The 17,992-nt window shown below is 68.4% G+C and carries 21 protein-coding genes and 1 tRNA gene; 9 read left to right on the top strand and 13 right to left on the bottom strand.

What is annotated here, in order from left to right; translation table 11 throughout:
- Window positions 1-196: 196 nt before the first annotated feature.
- From nrdF to nrdH, 5 genes are read right to left on the bottom strand one after another with little or no spacing between them, the layout of a single operon-like run.
- The gene (nrdF, locus tag IM777_RS05065; protein WP_194384862.1) at window positions 197-1,171 is read right to left on the bottom strand and encodes a class 1b ribonucleoside-diphosphate reductase subunit beta; all 975 of its coding nucleotides are present in this window, start codon (window positions 1,169-1,171) and stop codon (window positions 197-199) included.
- A 4-nt stretch (window positions 1,172-1,175) separates the two neighbouring features.
- Window positions 1,176-1,982 carry an NUMOD3 domain-containing DNA-binding protein gene (locus IM777_RS05060; RefSeq protein ID WP_228480956.1) on the bottom strand — a complete coding sequence of 269 codons (807 nt, stop codon included), beginning with the start codon at window positions 1,980-1,982 and terminating at the stop codon, window positions 1,176-1,178.
- A 12-nt stretch (window positions 1,983-1,994) separates the two neighbouring features.
- Window positions 1,995-4,151 (bottom strand): class 1b ribonucleoside-diphosphate reductase subunit alpha, encoded by a 2,157-nt coding sequence (gene nrdE, locus IM777_RS05055; protein ID WP_194384861.1) that lies wholly within the window; start codon window positions 4,149-4,151, stop codon window positions 1,995-1,997.
- Complete coding sequence (gene nrdI / locus IM777_RS05050; RefSeq protein WP_194384860.1) at window positions 4,133-4,597, bottom strand: class Ib ribonucleoside-diphosphate reductase assembly flavoprotein NrdI; 465 nt, start codon at window positions 4,595-4,597, stop codon at window positions 4,133-4,135. The genes nrdE and nrdI overlap by 19 nt, the downstream gene beginning before the upstream one ends.
- Window positions 4,598-4,600: 3 nt before the next feature.
- Window positions 4,601-4,834 (bottom strand): glutaredoxin-like protein NrdH, encoded by a 234-nt coding sequence (gene nrdH, locus IM777_RS05045; RefSeq protein WP_071044530.1) that lies wholly within the window; start codon window positions 4,832-4,834, stop codon window positions 4,601-4,603.
- A gap of 375 nt (window positions 4,835-5,209) precedes the next feature.
- Between nrdH and IM777_RS05040 the strand changes: the two genes are divergently transcribed.
- Window positions 5,210-6,415, top strand: coding sequence for an MFS transporter (locus IM777_RS05040; protein WP_194384859.1), 1,206 nt, complete (start codon window positions 5,210-5,212; stop codon window positions 6,413-6,415).
- Between the two features lie 8 nt (window positions 6,416-6,423).
- On the opposite strand, the gene IM777_RS05035 is transcribed toward IM777_RS05040, so the two are convergent.
- Window positions 6,424-6,828, bottom strand: a complete 405-nt coding sequence (locus IM777_RS05035) for a pilus assembly protein CpaE (RefSeq protein WP_194384858.1) — start codon at window positions 6,826-6,828, stop codon at window positions 6,424-6,426.
- 38 nt (window positions 6,829-6,866) lie between these two features.
- On the bottom strand, window positions 6,867-7,871 hold the full coding sequence (locus IM777_RS05030; protein ID WP_194384857.1) for a TIGR00341 family protein: 1,005 nt from the start codon (window positions 7,869-7,871) through the stop codon (window positions 6,867-6,869).
- Window positions 7,872-7,941: 70 nt separating this feature from the next.
- On the opposite strand from IM777_RS05030, the gene IM777_RS05025 reads away from it, so the two are divergent.
- From IM777_RS05025 to IM777_RS05010, 4 genes are all read left to right on the top strand, one after another.
- Entirely contained in the window at window positions 7,942-9,120 is a 1,179-nt protein-coding gene (locus IM777_RS05025; protein WP_194384856.1) for an acyl-CoA dehydrogenase family protein, read from the top strand.
- Between the two features lie 67 nt (window positions 9,121-9,187).
- Window positions 9,188-10,393, top strand: a complete 1,206-nt coding sequence (locus IM777_RS05020) for a DUF445 domain-containing protein (protein WP_194385445.1) — start codon at window positions 9,188-9,190, stop codon at window positions 10,391-10,393.
- Between the two features lie 19 nt (window positions 10,394-10,412).
- Window positions 10,413-10,754: a gamma-glutamylcyclotransferase family protein gene (locus tag IM777_RS05015; RefSeq protein WP_194384855.1), complete on the top strand. Its 342-nt coding sequence runs from the start codon at window positions 10,413-10,415 to the stop codon at window positions 10,752-10,754.
- A gap of 38 nt (window positions 10,755-10,792) precedes the next feature.
- Complete coding sequence (locus IM777_RS05010; RefSeq protein ID WP_194384854.1) at window positions 10,793-11,263, top strand: SixA phosphatase family protein; 471 nt, start codon at window positions 10,793-10,795, stop codon at window positions 11,261-11,263.
- Window positions 11,264-11,537: 274 nt separating this feature from the next.
- Here the strand turns inward: IM777_RS05010 and IM777_RS05005 are convergent, their stop codons facing one another.
- Window positions 11,538-12,011, bottom strand: coding sequence for a YbaK/EbsC family protein (locus IM777_RS05005; protein WP_194384853.1), 474 nt, complete (start codon window positions 12,009-12,011; stop codon window positions 11,538-11,540).
- Window positions 12,012-12,132: 121 nt separating this feature from the next.
- Between IM777_RS05005 and IM777_RS05000 the strand changes: the two genes are divergently transcribed.
- Window positions 12,133-13,209, top strand: coding sequence for a Glu/Leu/Phe/Val dehydrogenase family protein (locus IM777_RS05000; protein WP_194384852.1), 1,077 nt, complete (start codon window positions 12,133-12,135; stop codon window positions 13,207-13,209).
- A 16-nt stretch (window positions 13,210-13,225) separates the two neighbouring features.
- Here the strand turns inward: IM777_RS05000 and IM777_RS04995 are convergent, their stop codons facing one another.
- The 5 genes from IM777_RS04995 to galU form a co-directional block, all read right to left on the bottom strand.
- On the bottom strand, window positions 13,226-13,852 hold the full coding sequence (locus IM777_RS04995; RefSeq protein WP_194384851.1) for a hypothetical protein: 627 nt from the start codon (window positions 13,850-13,852) through the stop codon (window positions 13,226-13,228).
- A gap of 94 nt (window positions 13,853-13,946) precedes the next feature.
- A tRNA-Ala gene (locus IM777_RS04990) sits at window positions 13,947-14,019 on the bottom strand.
- A 51-nt stretch (window positions 14,020-14,070) separates the two neighbouring features.
- Complete coding sequence (locus tag IM777_RS04985; protein WP_194384850.1) at window positions 14,071-14,952, bottom strand: large exoprotein; 882 nt, start codon at window positions 14,950-14,952, stop codon at window positions 14,071-14,073.
- A 78-nt stretch (window positions 14,953-15,030) separates the two neighbouring features.
- Window positions 15,031-15,660 (bottom strand): GNAT family N-acetyltransferase, encoded by a 630-nt coding sequence (locus IM777_RS04980; protein WP_194384849.1) that lies wholly within the window; start codon window positions 15,658-15,660, stop codon window positions 15,031-15,033.
- Window positions 15,661-15,685: 25 nt separating this feature from the next.
- On the bottom strand, window positions 15,686-16,573 hold the full coding sequence (gene galU / locus IM777_RS04975; protein WP_194384848.1) for a UTP--glucose-1-phosphate uridylyltransferase GalU: 888 nt from the start codon (window positions 16,571-16,573) through the stop codon (window positions 15,686-15,688).
- 57 nt (window positions 16,574-16,630) lie between these two features.
- Between galU and IM777_RS04970 the strand changes: the two genes are divergently transcribed.
- From IM777_RS04970 to mscL, 3 genes are read left to right on the top strand one after another with little or no spacing between them, the layout of a single operon-like run.
- Window positions 16,631-17,227, top strand: a complete 597-nt coding sequence (locus tag IM777_RS04970; RefSeq protein ID WP_194384847.1) for a 5-formyltetrahydrofolate cyclo-ligase — start codon at window positions 16,631-16,633, stop codon at window positions 17,225-17,227.
- A 20-nt stretch (window positions 17,228-17,247) separates the two neighbouring features.
- Entirely contained in the window at window positions 17,248-17,529 is a 282-nt protein-coding gene (locus tag IM777_RS04965) for an FmdB family zinc ribbon protein (protein WP_194384846.1), read from the top strand.
- A 28-nt stretch (window positions 17,530-17,557) separates the two neighbouring features.
- Window positions 17,558-17,980, top strand: a complete 423-nt coding sequence (gene mscL / locus IM777_RS04960) for a large conductance mechanosensitive channel protein MscL (RefSeq protein WP_194384845.1) — start codon at window positions 17,558-17,560, stop codon at window positions 17,978-17,980.
- Window positions 17,981-17,992 lie beyond the last annotated feature (12 nt).

Raw genomic sequence — 17,992 nt, 5'->3', positions numbered from 1 at the left:
TCCGCTCGGCAGGCACCCCCTCACCCATGTCTCAGGTGCGTTCGTGCCCCCGTCATGCCCCACGGAACGGGTACTGGTGTTCATCTGTGTCCTCCTCTGTCTCGTTGACAGAGGGCACGAAAAGGGGCCCGGCCTGCAGAAACCTGCAGTTCCGAGCCCCTCACCAGCCCCTACGGGCTGTCACCAAATCTGGGAGCTAGAAGTCCCAGTCCTCGTCTTCGGTCGCCTCGGCTTTGCCGATGACGTACGACGAGCCCGACCCCGAGAAGAAGTCGTGGTTCTCGTCGGCGTTCGGCGACAGGGCCGACAGAATGGCTGCGTTCACGTCGGTGACGCTCGACGGGAACATCGCCTCGTACCCGAGGTTCATCAGCGCCTTGTTGGCGTTGTAGTGCAGAAACTTCTTGACGTCTTCGGTGAGGCCGACGCCGTCGTAGAGGTCCTGCGTGTACTGCACCTCGTTGTCGTAGAGCTCGTACAGCAGCGAAAACGTGTAGTCCTTGATGTCCTGCCGGGAGGCCTCGTCGACCTTCTCGAGTCCCTTCTGGAACTTGTAGCCGATGTAGTAGCCGTGCACGGCCTCGTCGCGGATGATGAGGCGGATGAGGTCGGCGGTGTTGGTGAGCTTCGCCCGCGACGACCAGTGCATGGGCAGGTAGAAGCCGGAGTAGAAGAGGAAGGACTCCAGCAGCGTCGAGGCCACCTTGCGCTTCAGCGGCTCGTCGCCACGGTAGTACTCCATGACGATCTGAGCCTTCTTCTGAAGGTTCGGGTTCTCGATCGACCACCGGAACGCCTCGTCGATCTCCTTCGTCGAGCACAGCGTCGAGAAGATCGAGGAGTAGCTCTTGGCGTGCACCGACTCCATGAACGCGATATTCGTGTAGACGGCCTCCTCGTGCGGGGTGAGCGCGTCGGGGATCAGCGACACCGCCCCGACCGTCCCCTGGATCGTGTCCAGGAGGGTGAGGCCGGTGAACACCCGCATCGTCAGCGTCTGCTCCTCGGGGGTGAGCGTGTTCCACGACTGGATGTCGTTGGACAGCGGCACCTTCTCGGGAAGCCAGAAGTTGTTCACGAGGCGGTTCCACACCTCGAGGTCCTTGTCGTCCTGGATGCGGTTCCAGTTGATCGCCTGGACCTCGTTCAGGAGCTTGAGCTTTTCCGTCATGTCGTCATTCCTCTGAATTGCTGTTCAACTGGTCGTCTCGGCAGTGCCGGCATGTTTCCGAGACGATTCCTTTGTTGGTGTGATGTCTCGTGTGGGCGCTGCGCACACTCGAGGGCATTGGGCGGCCGCGACGCGCCGCCGACATCTTGGCCCGTGTCTCCTCGCTCGCCGTCTTGCCGAAGTTGGGATTCTTCTCTCCTCGGCGCGACGCCGAGAGGCGCTCACGCTGCTCATCCGTCCACGTACGACCGAACGACGGATGATCCGCCCCGCGGCGATTCCAATTCGGGTTCTTCTCGCCTGTGATGGATCCACGCCGGAGCTCTGACCAGATCGCCTTCTGTTCGTCGCTGTGTCGCCGACCCCACATCGGGTTGTCCTCACCGCGCAGCGGGTTGGGGTGCTTTCGCCCCTTGCTCCGCAGGCTCGCAGCAGCCCGCTGCTCCACCGTCCAGACGTACCCCCTTGGGCCCAGGCCACCGTCCGTCACGTTCAGGAGTCGATGGCCGGACGCGCGGAAGTGCGAGATCCACCGCTGCTCAGCGTTACCGAGTTCACTCAACTCAGTCCCCATGATCACCTCCAACGAACGAAAGACGACCACCTCACGATCGCGCCTGGACCGGAGCCAGTCTGCGAAGGGAGTCCTTCGGCCGGCTTCCGCCGACTTCCAGTGCTCGATCCTTCTGCGACTCACGAGCTTCGTCGTCAGACCGACGTATCGAACCTCGGACGATCCCCGTTCGCTGACGCCATAGATCGACCCCATGAAGGGCCAGTTGGCGTGCGCGCCATCCGGGCTGGCGATCATGCGGACGTCCTGTCAGAGCGTGCAGCTGACGCAGGTGTCGAGCTCCGTGCCCTCGAGCGCGAGCTGGCGCAGGCGGATGTAGTAGATCGTCTTGATCCCCTTGCGCCACGCGTAGATCTGAGCCTTATTGATGTCGCGGGTGGTGACGGTGTCCTTGAAGAACAGTGTCAGCGACAGGCCCTGGTCGACGTGCTGGGTGGCGGCGGCGTACGTGTCGATGACCTTCTCGTAGCCGATCTCGTACGCGTCCTGGTAGTACTCCAGGTTGTCGTTCGTCATGAACGGCGCCGGGTAATAGACGCGTCCGAGCTTGCCTTCCTTGCGGATCTCGATCTTCGACGCGATCGGGTGGATGGACGACGTGGAGTTGTTGATGTACGAGATCGACCCGGTCGGCGGCACCGCCTGCAGGTTCTGGTTGTAGATCCCGTGCTCCATGACGCTGGCCTTCAGGGCCCGCCAGTCGTCCTGCGTGGGGATCGACATGCCCGCGAACAGCTCCTTGACCTTCTCGGTCTGCGGAGCCCACTCCTGCTCGGTGTACTTGTCGAAGAACTCTCCCGACGCGTAGGTCGAGTCACGGAATCCGTCGAAGGTCGTTCCCCGCTCCTTGGCGATGGCGTTCGACGCACTCAGCGCGTGGAAGAGCACCGTGTAGAAGTAGATGTTCGTGAAGTCCAGGCCCTCGTCGGACCCGTAGTGGACGTGCTCGCGGGCGAGGTAGCCGTGCAGGTTCATCTGCCCCAGACCGATCGCGTGCGAGCGGTCGTTGCCGTCCTCGATCGAACGGACGGAGCGGATGTGGCTCTGGTCGCTGACGGCCGTGAGCGCGCGGATCGCGGTGTCGACGGTCTTGCCGAGGTCACCCCCGTCCATCGCCAGGGCGATGTTCATCGACCCCAGGTTGCAGGAGATGTCCTTGCCGATCTGGTCGTACGACAGATCGTCGTTGTAGGTCGTCGGGGTGTTGACCTGAAGGATCTCCGAGCACAGGTTGGACATGTTGATCCGACCCTTGATCGGGTTGGCCTTGTTCACCGTGTCCTCGAACATGATGTACGGGTAGCCGGACTCGAACTGGATCTCGGCGATCGTCTGGAAGAACTCGCGCGCGTTGATCTTCGTCTTCTTGATGCGCGGATCGTCGACCATCTCGCGGTACTTCTCGGTGACCGAGATGTCACCGAAGGGCACCCCGTAGACGCGCTCGACGTCGTAGGGCGAGAAGAGGTACATGTCCTCGCCGTTCTTGGCGAGCTCGAACGTGATGTCCGGCACGACCACACCCAGCGACAGCGTCTTGATGCGGATCTTCTCGTCGGCGTTCTCACGCTTGGTGTCGAGGAACCGCATGATGTCGGGGTGGTGGGCGTTGAGGTAGACCGCACCGGCACCCTGACGAGCCCCGAGCTGGTTGGCGTAGCTGAAGCTGTCTTCGAGCAGCTTCATGACGGGGATGATGCCGCTGGACTGGTTCTCGATCTGCTTGATCGGTGCGCCGGCCTCGCGGATGTTCGACAGCAGCAGTGCCACGCCGCCGCCGCGCTTGGACAGCTGCAGAGCCGAGTTGATGCCGCGGGCGATCGACTCCATGTTGTCTTCGATGCGCAGCAGGAAGCACGAGACGAGTTCACCGCGCTGCGCCTTGCCGGTGTTGAGGAAGGTGGGCGTGGCGGGCTGGAAGCGACCGGCGATGATCTCCTCGACCAGCTCCGTGGCCAGCTTCTGGTCGCCGTCGGCCAGACCGAGGGCGGTCATCACGACGCGGTCTTCGAAGCGTTCGAGGTAGCGCTTGCCGTCGAAGGTCTTCAGCGTGTAGCTCGTGTAGTACTTGAACGCACCCAGGAAGGTCTCGAACCGGAACTTGCGCGCGTAGGCGAGATCGTTGAGCTGCTGGATGAACTCGAACGGGTACTTCTCGAGCACGGAGCCCTCGTAGTACTCCTTGTCGACCAGGTAGTCCAGCCGCTCCTTGAGGGAGTGGAAGAACACGGTGTTCTGGTTGACATGCTGCAGGAAGTACTCCCGCGCGGCACGCTTGTCCGCGTCGAACTGGATGTTCCCGTCGGCGTCGTACAGGTTCAGCATCGCGTTGAGGGAGTGATAATCCTGCCCCTCGAACCGCGGGTTGCTCTTGAAGTCGGTCTCGGTCAGTGCTGCTTCCACCATCGTTCCAATCCCTCGCTGACGCGATCGATGTCCTCTGGCGTGCCGAAGAGCTCTATGCGATACAAGTGCGGCACGCGGCACTTGCGGCTGATGATGTCACCGGCGAGCCCGAAGTGCTCACCGAAGTTGGTGTTCCCGGTGGAGATGACGCCCCGAAGCCACCCGCGGTTGCCCTCGTCGTTGAGGAACCGGATGACCTGCTTCGGGACGGCTCCCTTCTCCTCGCCGCGGCCCTGGCCTCCCCCGTACGTGGGGGTGATCAGAACGTACGGCTCCTCGATGTGCGGTGAGGCCTCCGAGGAATGGAGAGGGATGCGCATCGCCCGCATGCCCAGCTTCTCGACGAAGCGCGTCGTGTTTCCCGACACGCTCGAGAAGTAGACGAGCAGGGGCGCGGCGGCCCGGTCGGCAACCGCGCCGCGCCGATCTGCGACGGCGGTTGCCACGGGTCAGACCAGACGGCCGGCGAGCTCGTCGATCTTGTCGGGACGGAAGCCCGACCAGTGGTCCTCATCGGTGATGACGACCGGCGCCTGGAGGTAGCCCAGCGCCTTCACCTGCTCGAGGGCCGAAGGGTCCTCCGACAGGTCGAGAACCTCGTATTCGATGCCCTTGGAATCCAGTGCCCGATAGGTCGCGGTGCACTGCACGCAGGACGGCTTGGTGTAGACCGTGATCGCCATTCTTACCCTTTTCTCCCCTCACATCCGGTGATGTCGCCGGCGGCGCCCCACCGGGACCTCAATACTACATATGGGTACCGACATTGGATAGCACCACAAGGGATAGTAGTTACATCGGTGTGATTTTCCTTCGTCATCAACACCCCCACCACAGGTTCTCCACCGTTTCATCCACAGCCCGACGAGCACGTCGAGCGGTCGAGAACCGCAGATTCCCGCCCGAATCGGAGCGCGCCTTCGGCGCCATCCACAGCTCGCACGCTAATCGGCGCCTCCGACATCCCACAGGCTGTGGAGAACCCGCCCGGCGTGTCGCCCGAGCCCGTGCGCCGTTCCGACGACGGGAGGGCGACCGGCAGCGCGTATCGTTTATCCGTGGCGGGATACCGGGAACTGCTGCGCACACCGGGCGTGGCGCGCATCATCGCCGCGCAGCTGACGGCGCGGTTCCCCAACGGCATGGCGAGCCTCGCACTCCTCCTCCACGTCGAGCAGGTGACCGACTCCTACGGGGCCGCCGGTCTCGTGCTCGCGGCGGCATCCATCGGCCAGGGCGTCGCCGGCCCCGTCACCAGCCGCTGGATGGGGCGCTGGGGCATGCGACGCGTCCTCACCCTCACCCTCGTGGTGTGCGCCGCATCCATCGCCACGATCGCCCTCGTCGAGATGGCCGTGCCCGCCTACATGGCCCTCGGCCTGCTCTCCGGCCTCGCGACGCCCCCGGTGCAGTCGGCGGTGCGCACCATCTATCCCAAGATGGTCAACTCGCGACAGCTGACCCCGCTCTTCTCGCTGGATGCATCGCTGCAGGAGATCATCTGGATCTTCGCCCCGGTGGTCATCACCTTCGTCTCCACCCAGGTCGGCACCGTCGAGGGCCTGCTGCTGGTCGTGGTGATCCTCGTCGGCGGCGGTGCGTGGTTCATCTCCTCACCCGAGCTCGGTCGCGTGCGCATCCCCCGCAGCCGTCGTCGCCTCGGCATCGTGCTGACCAAGCCTCCCGTGGTGCTCGCGACCGTCACCGGCTTCCTCCTCATCGGCGCGTGCGCGGCCGTCGAGGCCGGCGTCGTGGCGACCTTCGGTCACAGCGGCCTCGAGGCGGGTCTCGTGCTCGCCGTGTTCGCCATCGGCAGCCTGGCCGGCGGGCTGGGCTTCGGGCACCTGCCGATCGGGCGCTGGGCCATGGCCCGTCGGCTCGCGATCGTCGCCGCGGGGCTGGCTCTCACGATGATCTCCCTCGACGTGTGGTGGCTGGGCGGCACCCTCCTGCTGGCCGGAGCCGGAATCGCGCCGGCGTTCGCCGTCATGTTCGCCATGACCTCCGTGAGCGTGAAGTTCAGCGACACCGCCGAGGCGTACGGATGGATCGGCACCGGTCAGCTGATCGGCGCCGCGGCCGGCTCCGCCGTCGCCGGCTTCCTCATCGACGGTGTCGGCCCTCAGGGCGCCTACGTCGCCGCGGCCGCCTTCGCGGTGGTCGGCGTCGTGGTCGCGGTCGTCTTCGTGCGCGGGTTCCCGGATCTGCGCGGCCGCGACGCGTCGCCTCTTCCGGACACCGAGCCCGTCTCCACGATCCTCTGACGGTCCGTTCAGGCCACGCGGCGCAGCAGTTCGAGCACCGCCAGGGCGTAGGCGTCGCACGGCTCCGGGTGCTCGAACACCAGGTCCTCCTCGGCGATGCGGACTTCGACCTCGTGCGTGTCGGGCAGCCGTCGCAGGCTCCGGAAGGTTCCCCGCAGCATCTCCCGCAGCTGCGCCTCGTGCGGAAGCCACAGCGCGTCTTCGAGAGCGACGGAGTCGAGGGCCCACTCGGTCGTGCCGTTGAAGGCGAGGATGCGCCCGGTCGGGTACTCGCGCGGCTCGACGGTCATCTCGCTGACCGTGAAGACATCCGCCTCGAACTCGGGCTCGTTCAGCTGGAAGCGGTCACCCGACGCGGGCCGCCAGATCAGTCCGGCGTCGCGGAGCGCGACGGCGAGCTCGGTGGAGATCATGACGCCATTGTGCCGCGCACGGATGCGCGCGGGGCCGGTCAGCGCGGAAGGACGTCGTGCTCCACCGCCGGCGAGACGACGACGTCGACATCGATGAACCCGGGGACGGCCTCCTCGAGATCACTCTGCAGCGGCTCGAGCGGCGGGATGCGGCCGTCCTCCGTCGTGACCTCGATCGTCGCGGAGGTCGCGGTCCACGTCACCCCCTGCACCTGGGCATTCTCATCGTCGGACAGCCACGAGCCGGCGGCGGCGCGGATCACGCCCGTCCAGTGGGTGACGGCGAGCGTCACGGCGGTGTTCAGCAGCAGCGGCAGCACGATGACGGCCGAGAGCACCGCGACGACGACGTAGGAGCGGCGACGGTTCGCCGTCTGCGATGCACCGGGCTCCCGAGCGTAGCCGGCGAGCGTGAACACGATGCTGCCGGCGATCACGAGCGACACGACGTTCGAGGCGAACAGCAGCAGCGCACCGAACGCCTCGTCCCATGCCCCTTGACCGGCGCACACCCCGACGACCCCGAGGGGCGGCACGAGCGAGATCGCGATCGCGACGCCGGGCAGCACGGCACTGAGGTCGCGCCGCGTCATCGCGAACGCTCCGGCGGTCCCGGTCGCCAGGGCCGCCAGCAGATCCAGCAGCTGCGGCGAGGTGCGTCCGCTGATCTGCGAGTTGCTGTCGAGTTCGGCCGGGTCCGCGATGAACGTGGACAGCGCCCCTCCGATGAGCACGACGATCAGCAGTCCCGACAGGACCCACAGGAAGGACCGGGCCACGAGGCCGCGGTGACCGGTCACGATGCCCGCCGCGATCCCGAGGATCGGGGTGCCCAGCGGCGCGATGATCATCGCCCCGATCACGGTCGCCGTGGAGTCGGCCAGCACCCCGGCGACGGCGATGACGCCCGAGAGCACCAGCATGATGAAGAATCCGCTCCGCTTCGCGGCGCCGTCGCCGCGGGAGAGATCCACCGCTTCCAGCAGATCGCCCATCGACTGGCGCTGGGAGACGGGGATCAGCATCCGCGTGAGCCGAGACATGCGATCATCATGACCCACACCGCACCGCCGCCTCGACCCCTCGCCGCGGTGCGAGGGGCAGAATGGCGACATGGCTGCCGACGCGTTCGACCCCGCCGATCATCTGGACGACGAGCTCCTCGAGCGCATCCGCTCGCGAGCCGCGACGCACGACCGGGACAACACGTTCCCCCACGACGACCTCGCCGACCTCCGGGCCGCGGGCTACCTGGCCGCGCTGGTCCCGGCCGAGCTCGGCGGATCGGGACGGACGCTCGCGGAGGTCGCCCGGCTCCAGCAGCGTCTGGCGGAGGCGGCTCCCGCGACCGCCCTGGCGGTCAACATGCACCTGGTCTGGACCGGCGTGGCGAAGGTCGCCGCCGATCGGGGACTGGAGACCCTCCGCTTCGTGCAGGAGGGGGCTGCGGCCGGCGAGCTGTTCGCCTTCGGCATCAGCGAAGCCGGCAACGACCTCGTGCTGTTCGGAAGCGACACCACCGCAGCACCGAGCGAGGACGGCGGCTACGCGTTCACCGGAACCAAGATCTTCACCTCGCTCGCACCGGCCTGGACGCAGCTGGGTCTGCACGGAATCGACACGACCTCGCCGGACGCGCCGCGCATCGTCTTCGCGTTCGTGCCCCGCGACGAGGAGTCGGCGGGCCGCGTCGTCGTCGCCGACGATTGGGACACGCTCGGGATGCGCGCGACCCAGTCCCGCACGACCCGCCTGGAGGGCGCGCGGGCGCCGGCCGATCGGGTCGTGCGCCGCCTGCCCCCTGGACCGAGCCCGGATCCGCTGCTGTTCGGCATCTTCAGCGTGTTCGAGATCCTGCTGGCCTCCGTCTACACCGGCATCGCCCGCCGCGCGATCGACGTCGCGATCGAGACCGCGGGCGCCCGCCGGTCGAAGAAGTCCGGCAGGGCCTACACGCAGGATCCCGACATCCGATGGCGGATCGCCGAGATGGCCCTCGCCTACGACGCCCTCCCGCCGCAGATCGACCGGCTCGCCCGCGATGTCGAGGCGAAGGTCGATCACGGAGACCGGTGGTTCTCGCTGCTGGCCGGTGTGAAGCATCGCGCGGTGACCTCCGCGAAGCGGATCGTCGACGATGCGATGCTCGTCGCCGGCGGGAGCTCCTACTTCTCCGGCTCCGAGCTGTCGCGTCTGGCCCGCGACGTGCAGGCCGGCCTGTTCCACCCGTCCGACCCCGAATCCGCGCACGCGGCGGTGGCGACGGCGCTGCTCGGTCCGGTCGAGGACTGAGGTGGCATCGATCCGGGCGGCCGACCTGAGTCCCGCCGACCGCGCGCGCCTGCGGGGCCTGCGGCGGATGAAGGCCGTCGCAGCGGGAGCCCTCGTGGCGATGGCGCTCGTCTTCGCGATCGCCTTCGCCTTCGAGCGCGACATCCCGGCCCTCTCCTACGTGCGGGCCGCCGCCGAGGGGGGCATGGTCGGCGCACTGGCGGACTGGTTCGCCGTGACCGCCCTGTTCCGGCATCCGCTCGGAATCCCGATTCCGCACACCGCGATCATCCCTCGGCGCAAGGATGAGATCGGGCGCACCCTGGGGGAATTCGTCGAGACCGAGTTCCTGCGCGCCGACGTCGTCCGCGACAAGCTCGAGTCGACGCCGATCGCGTCGCGCGTGGGCGAGTGGCTCGTCGATCCGGTGAACTTCCGTCGCGTGGCGGCGGAGGCGGCGGCCGCTGCCGCCGGAGTGCTGCGGGCGCTCAGCGACGACGATGTGCGCGACGTCATCGAGTCGCTCGCCCGTGAGCACCTCATCGAGCCCGACTGGGGCCCGCCGCTCGGCGAACGCCTCGAGCGCGTGGTCGCCGCCGACGCGCACCGCCCCGCCGTCGACCTGGCGGTCGACACGATCGGGGCATGGCTCCACGCCAACCGCTCGGCCTTCTCGGGGCTCGTCTCCCGCCGCCTGCCGTCGTGGGTGCCGAAGATCGCCCATCGACTGGTCGATGACACCGTCTACAACGAGGCGGTCGCCTTCGTCGACAAGGTGCGTGCGGATCCCGACCATCAGGCGCGGCACGCGATCGACGGCTACCTGTCGCGCCTGGCCGACAACCTCCAGAACGACCCGGTGACCATCGGCCGACTCGAGGACGCGAAGACCTCCGTGTTCGACAGCCCGCGGGTGCGCGCGCTCGCGGCGGACGCGTGGGGGACAGCGAAGGCCGGTCTGCTCACCGCCCTCGAAGACGAACGCAGCGACCTCCGCCGCCGGGCCGCCGAGGCCCTCGCGCAGATCGGCGAGCGCCTGCGCACCGATGCCGGCCTGCAACGCCGCGTGGATACCTGGGTCACCGACGCCGTGGTGTTCGTCGTCGACCGTCACCGTCACGACATCGCGTCGATCATCACCGACACGGTCGAGCGGTGGGATGCCGAGGACACGACCCGCAAGATCGAGCTGATGGTCGGTCGAGACCTGCAGTACATCCGGCTGAACGGCACCGTCATCGGAGCCCTCGCGGGCGTGGCGATCTACACCGTCGCCCACGCGATCCTGGGATGAGTGTCGCTACGCTGGCCGGGTGAGTGCAGACCAGCTGCTGTTCAGCTACGGAACCCTGCAGCACCGCGACGTGCAGCTGGACACGTTCGGTCGCGTGCCGCGGTCGGATGAGGATGTGCTCCCCGGCTACACCGTCGACTACGCCGATATCGGCGACGCGCGGGTCGCGGGGTTGTCCGGCCTGGACGTGCACCCGATCGTCCGGGAGACCGGGAGCCCCCGCGACAAGGTGACCGGCGTCGTGCTGTACCTCAGCGAAGAGGAGATCGACGCGGCAGACGAATACGAAGTGTCGCTGTATCGTCGCGTCGAAGCGGCCGTGGAGAGCGGCCGCACGGCGTGGGTGTACGTCACGGCGTGACGTCCGATCCGGTGCGGAAGAGAGACCGAGGAGGCCCCATGATCCGTCTGACGATCGCCCGCCACGCGAAATCCGACTGGTCCGACTCCGTGCGGTCCGACCATGACCGTCCCCTGAATGCGCGCGGCCGTCACGACGCCCCGCTCATGGCCGAACGTCTCGCCGATGCCGGCGTGCATCCCGCCGTGCTGCTGTCGAGCACGGCGGTTCGCGCGCGCACGACGGCCGAAGCGTTCGCCGAGCGGTTCGGCGTGACGGTGCGCCTCGATCCCGACCTCTACGGCGCCTCGGCCGACGAGCTGCTCGCCGCGGCCGTCGCGTCGGGATCGCACGATGTGATGGTCGTCGCCCATGATCCCGGGATGACCGAGCTCGCGGCGCTTCTCTCGCGGGGGCGGATCGACCGGATGCCGACCTGCGCGATCGCGACGTTCACCTGGCAGACCGACGACTGGGCCGTCGTCGCAGCGGTCGACCCCGTCTCGTGGGACCACCTGGTGCCACGCTGACCTGAGCGTCGTCAGGTCTCTTCGATCGCCCCGTGGGCCGGTCCCGTGTCGTGTCCTCCGTCGCTCCGCAGTCACTCCATGCGGGTCCGGGGCGGAACGACCCGCAGGTTGTGACTGCGGAGCGGAAGAGGAAGCGTTCCGCAGTCACTTCATGCGGGTCCAGGGCGGGACGACCCGCAGATTGTGACTGCGGAGCGAAAGGGGAAGCGCTGCTCGGCGGGCGCAGACTCTGCGTTTCCGCCTCGGCGAGGGCTGACGTCGACCGGCGGGGCGGTCAGTCCACGCGGCAGACCGTGCCGCCGGTCACCCGCACGAGCTGATCGAAGGTCATCGGGAAGACGGTGTGCGGGGTGCCGCCCGCCGCCCAGATCTCGTCGAATGCTGCGAGATCCTGGTCGACGACGGTGCGCAGACGCTCCGGATGGCCGCACGGCGCGACGCCGCCGATCGCCTGCCCGGTGGCTTCCCGAACCTGCTGCGCCGTGGCGCGGGTGATCCCGGGTATCGCCAGGCGCTCCGACAGGGCGGCGGTGTCCACGCGGTGCGCGCCGCTGGTCATGACCAGGAGCGGACCGTCGTCGCTCCAGAACACGAGGCTGTTGGCGATGGCGCCCACCTCGACGCCGAGCGCCGCGGCGGCCAGCGGCGCCGTCGAGGCGGCGTCCGGGAGCACGATGATCTCTCCCTCGATCCCCTCTTCGCGCAGGCGGTCGCGGACGAGCTGGCTGCGGGCGGGAAGGTCTGTCATGGCCACAGCGTAGCGCCGACCCTCGCCGCCGACGGAGGGAGGAGGCAGAATGGGATGACGGGGTCGCAACGCCGCGACGCCGTTGAGCGCAGCCCACAAGGCCGGCCGAAAGAGAAGAGCAATGACGCACATCCTGCCCCTGCCCGACTTCACCCACGAACGCGTGGAGGTGACCACGGGCCCGCGCAGCGGCCTGTTCGTCGCCGTCGCCCTCCATTCGTCGACCCTGGGATCCGCCCTCGGCGGCGCACGCCTGTGGCGCTACCCGCACTGGAGCGACGCCCTCGGCGACGTGCTCCGGCTCTCGTCGGCGATGACCCTGAAGAACGCGGCTGCGGGCCTCGATGCCGGCGGCGGCAAAGCCGTCATCGCGCTGTCGCCGGAAGACGCGCTCGATGCCGGCCGACGACGCGACGCGTTCCTCGATCTCGGCGACGTCGTCGAGTCGTTCGGCGGGCGGTACCGCACGGCGGAGGACGTGGGCAGCACCACGGACGACATGCTCGTGGTGAGCGAACGCACGACGCACGTGGTCGGCCTGCCCGACAGCGTCGGCGGTTCCGGCGAACCGGCCGGACCGACCAGCATCGGCGTGTACGAGGCGATCCGCGCGACCCTGGAGCGCAGCACGGGATCCGCGGAGGTCGCACAGCGGCGCATCACCGTCTCCGGGCTCGGCCAGGTCGGCAGCCGTCTGGCCCTCCGGCTGGCCGCCGAGGGAGCCGTCCTCACGGTGACAGACGTGAACCCCGCCAAACGGGACCTGGCGCTCCAGCTGGAAGCGCAGTGGGTCGAACCGGGAAGTGAGCATCTGATCGATGCCGACGTCTTCGTACCCGCCGGCATTGGCGGCCTGCTCACCGACCCAGTCATCGACGCCCTCGCGGCCCGCGCTGTGTGCGGCCCCGCCAACAACCCGCTCGCCACGCGGTCCGGAGCCGACCGGCTCGCGGCGCGCGGCATCCTCTACGCTCCGGACTTCGTCGCCAACGCCGGTGGCGTGATCTACCTCGATCTCGAGGCGAAGAGCCGCGGCACGCGAGCCGAGATCATGGACCGCGTCGCCGGAGTGGGTGAGACCATGCGCCGGGTGTTCGACGCCGCCGCCGCTTCGGGCGTCACTCCCCTGGTCGCGGCGGAGGAGATCGCCGGCGAGCGCCTGCGCGCTCGAGCCGACGACCCGGCACTGCCGGTCTGACGCCGGGTCGGGCCGATCAGACCTTGATCGGGAAGGTCAGGAGGATCACGATGCCCGCGATCCCGACGACGATCGCCAGGCCCAGGAAGGTGCGCGATGCCCACACGGCGATGTTGCGCTGCGACATCGCCGTGAGGAACAGCACCAGCGCGAAGAGCACCGTCAGCAGGGAGTAGTTGTCGCCCCGCTGATTGTTCTCCAGCGCCTCGGCGAACTTCGCGTCGGCGAGGGCGGAGTACTCCGCCGCCTCGACGGAGCCCGCAGGAACGTACTCCTCCTGCACGAAGGGGCCGCCCTCGTCTGCACCCTCCGCCTGCCACGCGTCGAAGGCGACGCGGAATTCCGGCTGGAAGCGCTCTTCGATGTACGCGGCGAGCTCCTCCTGACCGGCGGCCTGCGCCTCGACCCACGAGGCATAGACCGTCAGGTCGAACTGCCGCTGGTCGCGCGCCTGGCCGTCGAAGTTCGTCGCCTGCACACGCGCGCTGGAGGCCTGGCTGAAGGCGATCGACATCTCGCCGCCCCACTTGGACGCCTGGAATCCGCACCAGGCGGTCAACACGGCCATGGTCGACAGCAGCACGACGGCGACGATGTCGCGGATGTCGCGCGAACGCGCTTCGGCGCCAGACGTCTCGGCCATGAGTGCTCCTTCTGCCCCGAGCGGGTGAGAAGAGCGTAGCGCGGCCGGCTCGACTCGACGGAAGCGACAGCCGGACCGAGAGCCTCGGAAAATGTGGACCTGAGGGGATTCGAACCCCTGACCTCTTCATTGCGAACGAAGCGCGCTACCAACTGCGCCACAGGCCCGTGAACCTCAGCAACACTATCACGGTGACGGGGAACGACCCGACGCGACGGTCAGCCCGCGGCGCGCCTGGCGAGCAGATCGCGCACGTGGGCTTCGATCTCGGCGTCGTCCACGAAGCCCATGCGCCCATACTCCGGCCGGCTCTCGCGCGCAGCCGGCTCCGGCAGCGCGACCGGCCGGCGGCGCTCCTCCTCGGCGCGCATCGCCTCGTCCACGGCGGCGCGGCGCAGCGATGCGCGCGCATCCTCGGCGTCGAGCGTGAGGGAGGCACGCGATCCGACCGAGGCGGTCAGCGGGCGCGGAAGATGGCGGGGCGTCCAGGTCGGTGCCGGCGTCGGTGCGAGGGCGACATCCTGCACCGTCGACGCGACGCGCTCCGCCACCGCGGGTGCCGCCGGACGCGCGGCCGCACGCACCGCGACGCGCCACATGCGGTGCAGCAGCACAGCCGACAGGACCGCGAGGGTCGACCCGACCCACAGCAGCGTCACCGGGCCTCCGACGGCCAGTGACCACGCGCCGGCGCCCGCGACACCGAGGCCGGCCACGCCCGTGACGGTGAAGACCGCGCGGGCACGCCGACGCGCACGTCGGCGGCGGGCATCCGGATGCGCTCGAGCGGCCGCCCGCTCGAGGCGGGCCCGTTCGAGCTCCAGCCGCTGCGTCTCCAGCGCGGCCTGTTCGCGCTCCTGGGTCGCTTGACGCGCGAGGCGCTGCTGGGCGGCCGCGGTGCGCGCGTTGAGCTCGAGGCGCACCTCGCGGGGGGTCTCGCTCGTCTCCGCCAGCACGCGCAGCGCCTGGTTCAGACGCACGGCGTTGCGTTCAGCGGCGTCGAACTGCCGGCGGCTGTTCCACGACGGCAGCAGATAGACGAGCCAAAGGAGCACCGCGACGAGCACGATGACGCCCCCGCCGAGTACCTGTCCGCCCATGGCGTCAACGGTATGCGACCGCTGCGTCTCGATGCCGCATCCGCCCGCGTGTCGCGGCCGAACCGGCGCGAGGGTGTGTCAGGCGCGCAGCCTGTCGGCCGGGGGGATCGCCGCGGCGTCCTGCGGCGCGCGCCCCTCGACCCAGCGTCGCAGCACGCCGTCGGGCACGTCCTCGGTGACCACGGCGAAGCAGTAGTGGTCGCGCCAGTCCCCGTCGATGTGGATGTACCGCCGACGCAGACCCTCGTAGCGGAAGCCCAGCTTCTCGACCACGCGCAGGCTCGCCGTGTTCTCGGGCCGGATGCAGATCTCCATGCGGTGCAGGCGGAGTTCCGAGAAGCAGATGTCGGTCGCCAGGGCGACCGCGGTGGGGGTGATGCCGCGCCCGGCGAAGCGCTCGCTCACCCAGTAGCCGATCGTCGCGGACGCGAGCGAGCCGCGGGCGATGCCCCACACGTTCAGCTGCCCCGCGATCGTCCCGTTCTCCTCCATCACGAACGGGATGCCGCCCCCGTCGCGGTACTGCTGCAGGAGGCGACGAACCGCCGAGCGCATGTCGATCGACACGGGCCCGTCCGGGTTCGTCGCCTCCCACGGGCGCAGCCAGGTGCGGTTGGTGAGCAGCTCCTGCTGCAGCGCGCGGGAATCCCGCTGCCGGATCAGGCGGATCGCGATCGATCCGTACGAGCGGGGAGACGCGAGGTCCATGCGCTCCCCCTCCGAACCGGCGGCGTCACAGGGACGCCGCGAACTCCTTGAACCAGGGGCGCAGGTCGGGACCGAGGTCGTCACGGTCGGCGGCGAGCTGCACGATGGCCTTGATGTAGTCCACCCTATCCCCGGTGTCGTAGCGGCGGCCGCGGAAGACGACGCCGTACACGCCCGGACCGTCGGGGTCGGCGGCCATCTCCTGCAGCGCGTCGGTGAGCTGGATCTCGCCGCCCTTGCCGGGCTCCGTGCGCTCCAGGATGTCGAAGACCGCGGGAGAGAGCACGTAGCGACCGATGATCGCGAGGTTCGACGGGGCGTCTTCGCGCTTGGGCTTCTCGACCAGGCCCTTGACCTTGACGACGTCGTCCTGGTCGGTCTCCTCGACCGTAGCGACGCCGTACATGTGGATGTGCTCGGGGTCGACCTCCATGAGGGCGATGATCGCGGCGCCGGTGCGCTCGTGCTCTTCCATCATCTTGGTCAGCAGCACGTCGCGCTCGTCGATCAGGTCGTCGCCGAGCAGCACCGCGAACGGCGAGTCGCCGACGTGCGCGCGCGAGCGCAGCACGGCGTGGCCGAGCCCCTTGGGCTCGCCCTGACGCACGAAGTGGATGTCGGCGAGGTCGCTGGAGTGCTGAACGCGCGCGAGCTTGTCCTCGTCGCCCTTCTCCTTGAGCTTGACCTCGAGCTCGGGCACCGAGTCGAAGTGGTTGGAGAGGTTGTTCTTGTTGCGACCGATGATGATGAGCACATCGTCGATGCCGGCCGCAGTGGCCTCTTCGACCACGTACTGGATGGCGGGCTTGTCGACGACGGGGAGCATCTCTTTGGGCATCGCCTTCGTCGCGGGCAGGAATCGTGTTCCGAGTCCGGCAGCGGGAATGACGGCCTTGAAGGGCTGTGACGGCATGGCGCGATCCTACCGGCATCATGTGTCGGCCCCGTGTCGGCGACATACAATCGATCCATGTCCGACGCGATCGACGACGCAAAGCGCGCCCTCCGTGCCGAACTGCGCGAACGACGCCGCGTGATGTCGGCCGCCGCCGTGGAGGCGGCCGGCGAGCAGCTGAGTGCGCACCTGGACGACCTGCTCGCCCGTCACGAGGTCTCGGCCATCTCGTGCTTCCTCTCCACCCCGTTCGAGCCGTCGACGCGCGCCTTCGTGGAGGGCGCGGTCGCCCGCGGCATCCGCGTTCTTCTGCCGATCACCCGCACCGACGGCCTGCTGGACTGGACGGTCGCCACCGAAGACGGCGACATCGCCGAGGGCCTGTTCGGGCTGCCGGAGCCCGTCGGCGAGCTCCTCGGCCCCATCGCGGTGAACGATGTCGACCTCATGATCGTGCCGGCCGCCGCGGTCGACCGCACCGGCATGCGCCTGGGATGGGGTCGCGGCTACTTCGACAAGACGATCGGATCGATGGAGGGCTGCCCGCCGGTCTATGCCGTCGTCTACGACAGCGAAATCCTCGACGAGGTCCCCTCCGAGCTTCACGACCAGCCGGTCACCGGCGCGGTCACCCCCACCCGCATCCACGAGTTCGCGCCTGCGGCGCGCTGAGCCGATACCGAGAGTCGCCCATGCCCACCTACGCCTATGCCTGCAAGCACTGCGGACACCGCTTCGACGCCGTGCAGTCCTTCGCCGACCCCACCCTGACCGAGTGCCCCGAATGCGGGGGCGTGCTGCGCAAGGAGTACGGGTCGATCGGCGTCACCTTCAACGGCTCGGGCTTCTACCGCACCGACTCGCGCTCGGGCTCGTCGTCGACCGCGAAAGAATCTCAGGGTGGCGACGCGGGCTCGTCTTCGTCATCATCGAAGTCCGAAAGCACATCCGCCCCCGCACCGTCGGGCGCGTGAGCGGCCGCCGAGGCCGGAAGGAGACACCGTGATCAAGGGTTTCAAGGAGTTCATCCTCCGAGGGAACGTCATCGACCTGGCCGTCGCCGTGGTCATCGGCGCCGCCTTCACCGCGGTCGTCAACGCGATCGTCGCGAGCATCATCAATCCGCTGATCCAGCTGGTGTGGCAGCCCTCCGAAGACGGCACCATCGGAATCACCGTACAGGGCCTCTGGGGACCGGTGACCTTCCCCGTGGACACCCTGATCAACGCCGTCATCTCGTTCCTGGCCGTGGCGCTCGTGGTCTACTTCGTCTTCGTGCACCCGATGAACCTCATGAAGGCGCGGGCGGCGGCGAAGGCGGGCGTCGACAAGGCGCCCGAGGAGCCGCAGCTGCCCACGGAGCAGGAGATCCTGGTGCAGATCCGCGATCTGCTCGAGAAGCAGAACGCCACCCCGAAGGTCTAGATCCGCTCCGCC

This window comes from Microbacterium luteum (assembly GCF_015277875.1).
Classification (GTDB): domain Bacteria; phylum Actinomycetota; class Actinomycetes; order Actinomycetales; family Microbacteriaceae; genus Microbacterium; species Microbacterium luteum.
Note: the sequence above shows the minus strand (reverse complement) of the source record. Positions and strands in the feature narration are given on the sequence as shown.

What these genes read in the sequence shown, in the direction of transcription:
- nrdF (WP_194384862.1), bottom strand. Translation starts at nt 1,171, where the DNA reads ATGACGGAAAAGCTCAAGCTCCTGAACGAGGTCCAGGCGATCAACTGG.
- IM777_RS05060 (WP_228480956.1), bottom strand. Translation starts at nt 1,982, where the DNA reads ATGATCGCCAGCCCGGATGGCGCGCACGCCAACTGGCCCTTCATGGGG.
- nrdE (WP_194384861.1), bottom strand. Translation starts at nt 4,151, where the DNA reads ATGGTGGAAGCAGCACTGACCGAGACCGACTTCAAGAGCAACCCGCGG.
- nrdH (WP_071044530.1), bottom strand. Translation starts at nt 4,834, where the DNA reads ATGGCGATCACGGTCTACACCAAGCCGTCCTGCGTGCAGTGCACCGCG.
- IM777_RS05035 (WP_194384858.1), bottom strand. Translation starts at nt 6,828, where the DNA reads ATGATCTCCACCGAGCTCGCCGTCGCGCTCCGCGACGCCGGACTGATC.
- IM777_RS05030 (WP_194384857.1), bottom strand. Translation starts at nt 7,871, where the DNA reads ATGTCTCGGCTCACGCGGATGCTGATCCCCGTCTCCCAGCGCCAGTCG.
- IM777_RS05025 (WP_194384856.1), top strand. Translation starts at nt 7,942, where the DNA reads ATGGCTGCCGACGCGTTCGACCCCGCCGATCATCTGGACGACGAGCTC.
- IM777_RS05020 (WP_194385445.1), top strand. Translation starts at nt 9,188, where the DNA reads ATGAAGGCCGTCGCAGCGGGAGCCCTCGTGGCGATGGCGCTCGTCTTC.
- IM777_RS05010 (WP_194384854.1), top strand. Translation starts at nt 10,793, where the DNA reads ATGATCCGTCTGACGATCGCCCGCCACGCGAAATCCGACTGGTCCGAC.
- IM777_RS05005 (WP_194384853.1), bottom strand. Translation starts at nt 12,011, where the DNA reads ATGACAGACCTTCCCGCCCGCAGCCAGCTCGTCCGCGACCGCCTGCGC.
- IM777_RS05000 (WP_194384852.1), top strand. Translation starts at nt 12,133, where the DNA reads ATGACGCACATCCTGCCCCTGCCCGACTTCACCCACGAACGCGTGGAG.
- IM777_RS04995 (WP_194384851.1), bottom strand. Translation starts at nt 13,852, where the DNA reads ATGGCCGAGACGTCTGGCGCCGAAGCGCGTTCGCGCGACATCCGCGAC.
- IM777_RS04985 (WP_194384850.1), bottom strand. Translation starts at nt 14,952, where the DNA reads ATGGGCGGACAGGTACTCGGCGGGGGCGTCATCGTGCTCGTCGCGGTG.
- IM777_RS04980 (WP_194384849.1), bottom strand. Translation starts at nt 15,660, where the DNA reads ATGGACCTCGCGTCTCCCCGCTCGTACGGATCGATCGCGATCCGCCTG.
- galU (WP_194384848.1), bottom strand. Translation starts at nt 16,573, where the DNA reads ATGCCGTCACAGCCCTTCAAGGCCGTCATTCCCGCTGCCGGACTCGGA.
- IM777_RS04970 (WP_194384847.1), top strand. Translation starts at nt 16,631, where the DNA reads ATGTCCGACGCGATCGACGACGCAAAGCGCGCCCTCCGTGCCGAACTG.
- IM777_RS04965 (WP_194384846.1), top strand. Translation starts at nt 17,248, where the DNA reads ATGCCCACCTACGCCTATGCCTGCAAGCACTGCGGACACCGCTTCGAC.